The 7,707-nt window shown below is 35.1% G+C and carries 10 protein-coding genes; 6 read left to right on the forward strand and 4 right to left on the reverse strand.

All coding sequences use genetic code 11. The features are described from left to right. Positions 1-202 precede the first annotated feature (202 nt). Both mraY and IHO13_RS03685 read left to right on the forward strand, forming a co-directional pair. Positions 203-1,183, forward strand: coding sequence for a phospho-N-acetylmuramoyl-pentapeptide-transferase (mraY, locus tag IHO13_RS03680; RefSeq protein WP_225538327.1), 981 nt, complete (start codon positions 203-205; stop codon positions 1,181-1,183). A 6-nt stretch (positions 1,184-1,189) separates the two neighbouring features. After that, on the forward strand, positions 1,190-1,798 hold the full coding sequence (locus IHO13_RS03685; protein ID WP_225538328.1) for a ribonuclease HII: 609 nt from the start codon (positions 1,190-1,192) through the stop codon (positions 1,796-1,798). Between the two features lie 52 nt (positions 1,799-1,850). Here the strand turns inward: IHO13_RS03685 and IHO13_RS03690 are convergent, their stop codons facing one another. From IHO13_RS03690 to IHO13_RS03700, 3 genes are read right to left on the reverse strand one after another with little or no spacing between them, the layout of a single operon-like run. Further along, positions 1,851-2,465 (reverse strand): SCO family protein, encoded by a 615-nt coding sequence (locus IHO13_RS03690; RefSeq protein ID WP_225538329.1) that lies wholly within the window; start codon positions 2,463-2,465, stop codon positions 1,851-1,853. 33 nt (positions 2,466-2,498) lie between these two features. Next, entirely contained in the window at positions 2,499-3,206 is a 708-nt protein-coding gene (gene dnaQ, locus IHO13_RS03695) for a DNA polymerase III subunit epsilon (protein ID WP_225538330.1), read from the reverse strand. A gap of 11 nt (positions 3,207-3,217) precedes the next feature. Then, entirely contained in the window at positions 3,218-3,874 is a 657-nt protein-coding gene (locus IHO13_RS03700) for a Tim44/TimA family putative adaptor protein (protein ID WP_225538331.1), read from the reverse strand. A 165-nt stretch (positions 3,875-4,039) separates the two neighbouring features. On the opposite strand from IHO13_RS03700, the gene secB reads away from it, so the two are divergent. The 4 genes from secB to sucD all read left to right on the forward strand — a co-directional run bounded on the left by secB (position 4,040) and on the right by sucD (position 7,013). Beyond that, positions 4,040-4,543 carry a protein-export chaperone SecB gene (gene secB / locus IHO13_RS03705; protein WP_225538332.1) on the forward strand — a complete coding sequence of 168 codons (504 nt, stop codon included), beginning with the start codon at positions 4,040-4,042 and terminating at the stop codon, positions 4,541-4,543. A 198-nt stretch (positions 4,544-4,741) separates the two neighbouring features. Further along, the gene (gene rpsU, locus IHO13_RS03710) at positions 4,742-4,942 is read left to right on the forward strand and encodes a 30S ribosomal protein S21 (RefSeq protein ID WP_041045577.1); all 201 of its coding nucleotides are present in this window, start codon (positions 4,742-4,744) and stop codon (positions 4,940-4,942) included. A 28-nt stretch (positions 4,943-4,970) separates the two neighbouring features. Further along, positions 4,971-6,131: an ADP-forming succinate--CoA ligase subunit beta gene (gene sucC / locus IHO13_RS03715; protein WP_225538333.1), complete on the forward strand. Its 1,161-nt coding sequence runs from the start codon at positions 4,971-4,973 to the stop codon at positions 6,129-6,131. 3 nt (positions 6,132-6,134) lie between these two features. Beyond that, complete coding sequence (sucD, locus tag IHO13_RS03720; protein WP_225538334.1) at positions 6,135-7,013, forward strand: succinate--CoA ligase subunit alpha; 879 nt, start codon at positions 6,135-6,137, stop codon at positions 7,011-7,013. A 7-nt stretch (positions 7,014-7,020) separates the two neighbouring features. Here sucD and dapF read toward each other — a convergent pair. Further along, positions 7,021-7,707, reverse strand: a 687-nt coding sequence (gene dapF / locus IHO13_RS03725) for a diaminopimelate epimerase (protein ID WP_225538335.1), incomplete at its 5' end; no start/stop codon positions are given.

Raw genomic sequence — 7,707 nt, forward strand, 5'->3', positions numbered from 1 at the left:
AATACCGACTAGGGTTTCTTTTGCCTTTTTTCTACTTGGTAAAATTTTTAATGTTTAGATTAGTGCGATTTAAGAGCAACAGCATTACAAAAAACACCAATACTTAAAATCCAGGTTATTCTAATGACTGCGCCAAATCCTCTATGCTATGATATTTGTGAGTATCTGATATAATACTCAATTGGTTAATATAAATAGATAGGTGATTTCATCTATAAAAATATTTTTCACCTCGTTTATTCTTGGATTTATTCTCTCTCCTCATTTTATAAAACTTCTAAAAAAAGTATGCAAAAATGGACAGCCAATCAGGTTATGTGGACCAGAAAGCCATTTAATGACAAAAAAAAATACCCCTACCATGGGTGGGATAGTAATACTGATTTCTTCTTTACTACCAATTCTACTTTGGACTCAATTAACGCCAGAGATTCTATTGTTGGTGTTTATAACCCTGTTTTTTGCTCTGATTGGATTTATTGACGATTATCTAAAATTAAAAGCAAATAACCATCAAGGTTTAAGCGCAAAAACTAAAACACTTATCCAATTTGTTGTTACTCTGATTGGTATGTCCATATTTAAGCTGTATTTTGCTGAAGACGTTGCAAAGACGTTTCTAGTTAAAGGAATAACGATCGACTTTGGTTACCTATATGTTCCGTTTGCTGCATTTGTGATTGTCGGCTCTTCTAACGCTGTAAATATTACAGATGGTCTAGACGGCCTTGCTGCAACTCAAGTTATCACTTCTTTTGCTTCTTTAGGACTAGTTGCATATATAACTCAAGCAAACGTGAACATTACTTTATTCTGTATTGCATTTGTAGGAGCAATTTTAAGTTTCTTGTGGTTTAACATGCACCCGGCAAAGATATTTATGGGTGATGTTGGCAGTTTATCAATCGGTGCAGTTTTGGGACTAATCAGCGTTCTCATTAAAAGGGAAGTGCTTTTTGCTGTTATTGGAATAATTTTTGTAATAGAAACACTATCTGTAATTATCCAGGTATCATATTTTAAATATACAAAGTTTAAGTATGGGAAGGGAAGGAGGATTTTTCTTATGGTGCCAATACACCACCATTTTGAAAAGAAAGGATGGTCAGAAAATGAAATAGTTATGAAATTTTGGATAATTGCCATCACCTGTTCAATTTTTACTGTAGCTTTCTTGTTATAAAAACCTATGTCATACCCAGATTTCACATTAGAAAACAAATTATCAGGAGTGATAGCAGGAGTAGACGAAGTTGGAAGGGGTTCGCTAGCTGGTCCTGTAATGTCTGCAGCAGTAGTACTTACCAATAGGAATATAATCATTGAAGGAATTAATGATTCAAAAAAGTTGACTGCTAAAAACAGGCAAGTTCTATATGAAAGGATAACGTCTGTTGCAAAATTTGGTATAGGAACGGCAAGTGTTGAAGAAATAAATTCATACAACATTTTACAAGCAACGAAACTTTCAATGCAACGTGCATTGACAAACTTAGGTCTAGAATTAGATTATGTTCTGGTTGATGGTAATCAACCACCTAAAATAAAATGGCAGGTGAGGTCCATAGTAAACGGTGATAGTTTGAGTATATCAATTGCAGCCGCTTCAATTATTGCAAAAGTGACAAGAGATAAGCTGATGCAAGAGTTGCATGATCAACATCCAGAATATAATTGGTATAAAAATAAAGGATATGGGACAAAAGAGCATATAGACTCTATAAACTTCCATGGTATTACAGAACATCATAGAAGAAACTTCGCACCTATCTCACACTTTGTTGAACGAACACCTTGAGCTTAGCCAGGCAGAAATGACATCCATTCAATGCAAAACAGATGTGACAAGCCTATAGCTCACTTACATATTTTTTGATCTCAGCTGCGATCTTATCAGATTGACTTTCATCCGAATTTAGATCAGCTGCAAAATGTGTAACATACTTTCCTCCAGGGCCAATAAGATATATTATTGAAGAATGGTTAATTTTCTCTTCCCTACCAACTTTACTGGCATATACTTTATAATTTGCAATTATTTCGTCTATTTTCTCTCTCTCACCGGTCAGCATTTGTATCCTATGATCAAATTGCTGGTGAAATTCTTTAAGTTTTTCCGTGCTATCGTGTTCAGGGTCAACTGTTATAAAAAACGTTTGTAGCTTGTTATGAGTCTTCTCATCTAGCTTTGCAAGTGTTTCTGAGATTATTCCAAGATTCATAGGGCAAATCTTCTTACATGAAGAAAATCCGAAGAAAATCATCATATATTTATCTTTAAAATCAATACTACGTATGATCTGTCCATCTTGATTAATTAAAGAAAAATCTCCTCCTATCTTGACTTCTGCGTTGTGAACCATCGCTGGAGCAAATATGCCTTTTTTATTGAAATAACAATAACCAAGAAAAATGGCTGCTAATGTTATTACTATACTAGACAATAACCTTACAAACTTTAGCATTTAGAGAGCACATAGTAAAATTAAATTGTATCTTCATTTGTTTGCCCATTCAATAAATTTCTTCCAAAGTGGATTGTTAATTTTATCCAACAGCTTTCTATGTTCATTAACTTCTTCATTACTTGGTGAATGTTCCCTACGAGCTAAGTTACGTACTTTGTGCTGAATGGCTGTGGAGTTGTTATCCTGCTCACATTGATTATCAAACAAGAAAGTTTGTAACCCTCCTGTGAGTTCAACATATACTTTTGCAAGTAACTGAGCGTCAATTAGTGCTCCGTGTAATTCCCTATCCTCCAGCGATATATCAAAACGCTTACATAATGCACTTAAAGATGCAGGTGACCCTGCAAATTTTTTTCTCGTAAGTGGCAATGTATCCAGCACTCTGTCTGAAGAGATTAATCCAGCACCCAATTTACCCAACTCCATATTAAGGAACTTAATATCAAATTCAGCGTTATGAATTATCAAAATATCGCTAGATATAAAGTCAAGAAATTCTAATGCAATATCTGAAAATAATGGTTTATCTTCTAAAAATTCTTCACTAATGCCGTGAATCTTAAATGAGTGGTAAGGTATACCTCTTTCTGGATTGATATACCGATGAAATACTTTACCTGTCGGGACGCGGTTAATTAGTTCCACACATCCTATTTCAATAATCCGGTGACCAGATTCGATATCCAGACCAGTAGTTTCAGTATCAAGTACTATTTCGCGTAATTTATTTTCCATGTTAAATAGAATTATTCATACTTTACGTTCGTTTTACCATCATCTGCCTTTTTATAGTTTATGGAAGTAAGTAACCAGCTTGGATTTGATGAAGTAATATTTTTCTTGAATTGCCAAACATCCTCAACTTTATTGATAATGGATGTGCTACCTGATATAACATCTCCCTTGTCATCCTTAACAAAGTTAATCTGCTCTGAAAGGAAATATACTGTAATAAACACTACATTTTTTACTAGTTTTATTTCTAAAACCTTTTGTAAAACAATAGAAACAATTATAGATTCTTGTATCTCTTTACGGTGCCTGATCTTTTCTACAAAATTGTTGTATAAGTCTTTATCCAAAAGAGGTTTTAACTGGGACAGATTTCCTTGATTGAAATACTTTATTATTAATTCGAAAGCTATGCCTGAACCTTCCATAAAATGGGAAACAGAGAAATCTTTATTTTTTTGTAATATTTGCTCATAAGTAGCTTTTATTGAATTTTTGTCGTTGCTACTGATGTAATCTTCAATGTTTTCTACTACATCTTCTCTACTTTGGCTTATATCAAGTGCACTAGTCAGTTTTTTTAGGTTGAGGTTTGTTGATTTCCCTAAAGAATTGTACAACCGTAAAAAAACGAATGCCGCTAATAAAGCATATATTACGAGCTCTATCATAGTAACTCAACTCCCTAGCATATAAAGTACCTGAACATTATTAGTTATTAATAAAAATGGCTTATCCTATACCAATCGCAATTTAGGTTTGCTATTAATCTATAAATGGTTATATTGTACAAAAAAGTGTTAAATACTTCAACTTAATTGTAAGGAGACTAAAAAATGTCACAACACAAAATGAAAATTCATGGCCAATACATTAAAGATCTATCGTTTGAAAATCCGAATTCACCATTTCTCTCTGCAAAAGAAGCCCCAGGTATTAATGTAATGGTTAATATCAATTCAGTGAGATTGGAAGGAGCTGAAGGTGAGGAAGGAAGGAATGAAGGAAAATCTTTTCATGAAATTACTTTGCATATAGAAGCCAAAGCAACAGTAAAAGATGAGAACATAAAAGATGGTATTGCTTTCATTTGTGAAACGAAATATTGTGGTGTTTTTTCAATAGGAAACTTTGCAGAGTTAAGTGTAGAAGAGATAAGGCAAGCTTTATTTATTGGTGGGCCTACTTTTCTCTTCCCTTTTGCGAGAGAAATAATTGCAAGAGTTACAAGTAGTGGTGGATTTCCTCCACTTATGCTAGACCCTATAGATTTTGAAGCTATGTATAAGCAGCAGAGTCAACAACAAAAAAATACTGTGAGCAATAAGAACTTCAACTGATACGACACTACTTCGCTATTATGGTGCATGAGATGATTTTGTTGCATAGCAAATTAAGAGGCTCCAACGCTTTTAATAGTTAAGCCTTTTTGAAGATATCCCTTTTGTATTACAGCTAAGTTTATAAAATAATTGACAATGTTAATTTTCTAACCTATAAGTAGATTTTTGAGATAACTACTAGAGGAGGTATAAAGTTTGATTGAAGTATCAGTTCATTATGGTGATGTAGATAGGGCTTTTCCAGTATTGAAAAAAACAATTCAAAAAGAAGGAAGAGGGGTAAAAATGAAAAAGCAATACCATGAAAAGAAATCAGAAAAGAGAGCTAAAAAGAAAGCTGAAGCTAAAAAAAAGAGGCGTCAACAAGAGAGTAGAAGACAGCGTTATGGTTGGTAGTTTTTAATAGTTTATCATTGGTTGTTTTATGAATATTCACGAATATCAAGCGAAAGAGATTTTGCGCAAATTTAATGTTCCAGTTCCAAAGGGTTTTGTTACTACATCTGCAGAAGAAGTAGAGACTCAAATGGATCAGTTAAAGTCTGACGTGCTTGTGGTTAAAGCTCAAATTCACGCAGGTGGCAGAGGCAAAGCTGGTGGTGTAAGACTGGCAAAGTCGGCTGAAGAAGCTAAGCAGTTTGTAAAGTCTATGCTTGGCATGACTTTAATTACTCACCAAACAGGCCCAAAAGGGCAGCAAGTAAAGAGAGTATACATTGAGGAAGGCTCAAGCATTAAGAAAGAGTATTATTTAAGCCTAGTAGTTGATCCCAAGCTCAGTAGACCAACATTTATATTTTCCTCAGAAGGTGGAATGGATATTGAAAGAGTTGCAAAAAATTCTCCTACAAAAATTGTAAAATTTGATATTGATTATACTGCTGGTTTTACAAGTTTTGATAGCAGCAAATTAAGCAATGGTTTTAATCTGAGTTCAGAACAAATAAAAAAAATAACAAACATTGCAAAAAACATATATGATGCATTTATTGCAACTGATGCAAGCCAAATAGAGATTAATCCACTAGTCGAAACAAATTCTGGGGATTTTATTGCGCTTGATGCTAAAATCAATTTCGATGATAACGCTTTATACCGTCATTCGGAGATTGTGGAACTTCGTGATTATGATGAAGAAGTAAAAGAAGAAATAGAAGCTTCAAAACGTGGGTTCAGTTATATTAAAATGGATGGCAGCATTGGTTGCATGGTAAACGGTGCAGGTCTTGCTATGGCAACAATGGATATAATAAAATACTACGGAGCAGAACCTGCCAACTTTTTGGATGTTGGCGGTGGAGCAAGTAAAGAGACTGTCACCGAAGCGTTTAAAATTATATTGTCTGACAGTAACGTAAAAGGGATTTTAGTCAACATATTTGGTGGTATAATGCGCTGCGACATCATTGCAAGTGGCATCGTTGAGGCTGCAAAAGAAATGAGTATAAAAGTTCCTTTAGTGGTTAGGTTATCAGGTACTAATTTTGAAGAAGGAAAAAGAATCTTAGAAGAGTCAGGATTAAATATTATTGCTGCAGATGAACTTGATGAAGCTGCACAGAAAATATTAAAAGAGGTAAAATAAATCATGTCCATTTTAGTAAGCAAAGACACAAGATTAATATGCCAGGGTTTTACCGGCACACAGGGTACATTCCACTCAGAGCAAGCAATTAGCTACGGAACAAAAATGGTTGGTGGTGTAACTCCTGGCAAGGGTGGAAGCTCTCACCTTAATTTACCGGTCTTTAATACTGTAGTAGAAGCCAAAGAAAAAACTGATGCAAATGCCACAGTGATATATGTGCCTGCTAAGTTTGCTGCTGATGCAATATTAGAAGCAATAGACGCGAAAATAGAGCTGATAGTTTGTATTACAGAAGGCATTCCCATACTTAACATGGTAAAAGTCAAGCATGCGCTTATTAGTTCAAAAAGTCGATTGATTGGTCCCAACTGTCCGGGGGTTATTACACCTGAAGAATGTAAAATAGGAATTATGCCAGGACATATTCACAAGCGTGGACATATAGGGATCATGTCTCGTTCCGGAACTTTAACTTATGAAGCAGTAGCGCAAACAACTGCTGTTGGCCTTGGTCAGTCAACGTGTATAGGAATTGGAGGGGATCCTGTTCATGGTATGACGTTTGTTGATTGTATGGAACTGTTTTTAAAAGATGAAGATACCTATGGTATTGTAGTCATTGGTGAAATAGGCGGAAACGAAGAAGAGGATGTATCACATTTTGTGAAGACAGAAAAAACTAAAAAGCCAATTGTTGGATTTGTAGCTGGTCAAACAGCACCTCCAGGAAGACGCATGGGACACGCTGGAGCGATTATTTCTTCTAGTGGAGGGAGTGCTGATGCAAAGCTGGAGGTTATGAGGAGTGCTGGTATTGTAATTGCAGAAACTCCTGCAGCAATTGGTAAAAAAGTTTTGAAAGTAATGAATCAAGTTTAGAATATTGCTATAGAAACCCTACATTACCAGTTATAAATACATCGTCTGCCCATTCAACTAGTAAATTTCCCCCCGGCGAATTTACAGAAGTTTGTTTAGCAGTCAAATATTTACGAAGTACGGACGCAACAAATGCTGCGCAAGCTGCGCTACCACATGAAGCAGTGATACCTGTACCCCTTTCCCAAACTCTTAAGTTTATTTCTCCACACTTTTCAATTTTTGCAATGCTAACATTCACTTTCTTGGGAAATAATACGTGGTTTTCCAATCTTGGTCCTAAGTTTTGCAACGGTATCTCACCTATGTTATCAACAAAAAAAACTATGTGAGGATTGCCAATATTTACTGCAACTGGATCCCTTAGCATTTCAACCTCTATAGGTAAGCAAAGAGTGTTACATTCAATGAACAAAGGAATTTCATGCCATTTAAATAGTGGTTTACCCATATTGACCTTTATGGACCTACCACCCATCTTGAAGCACTCTAAAATGCGCTCGTTTATTAACTCGATAGTTGCATACTCAGTGCTTTTTTCTGACATTATCAAATATCCAACGCAACGTGCTGCGTTTCCGCACATTTCAACTTCGCTGCCGTCAGCATTATAAATGTGCATAAAGCAATCAGCCGCTTTAGAGTTAGTTATAACTATTACTTGATCGCAGTTGTTTTGGTTAGCAATCTTCCT

Origin of the sequence: Wolbachia endosymbiont of Mansonella perstans (genome assembly GCF_020278605.1) — a bacterium.
Classification (GTDB): Bacteria; Pseudomonadota; Alphaproteobacteria; order Rickettsiales; family Anaplasmataceae; genus Wolbachia.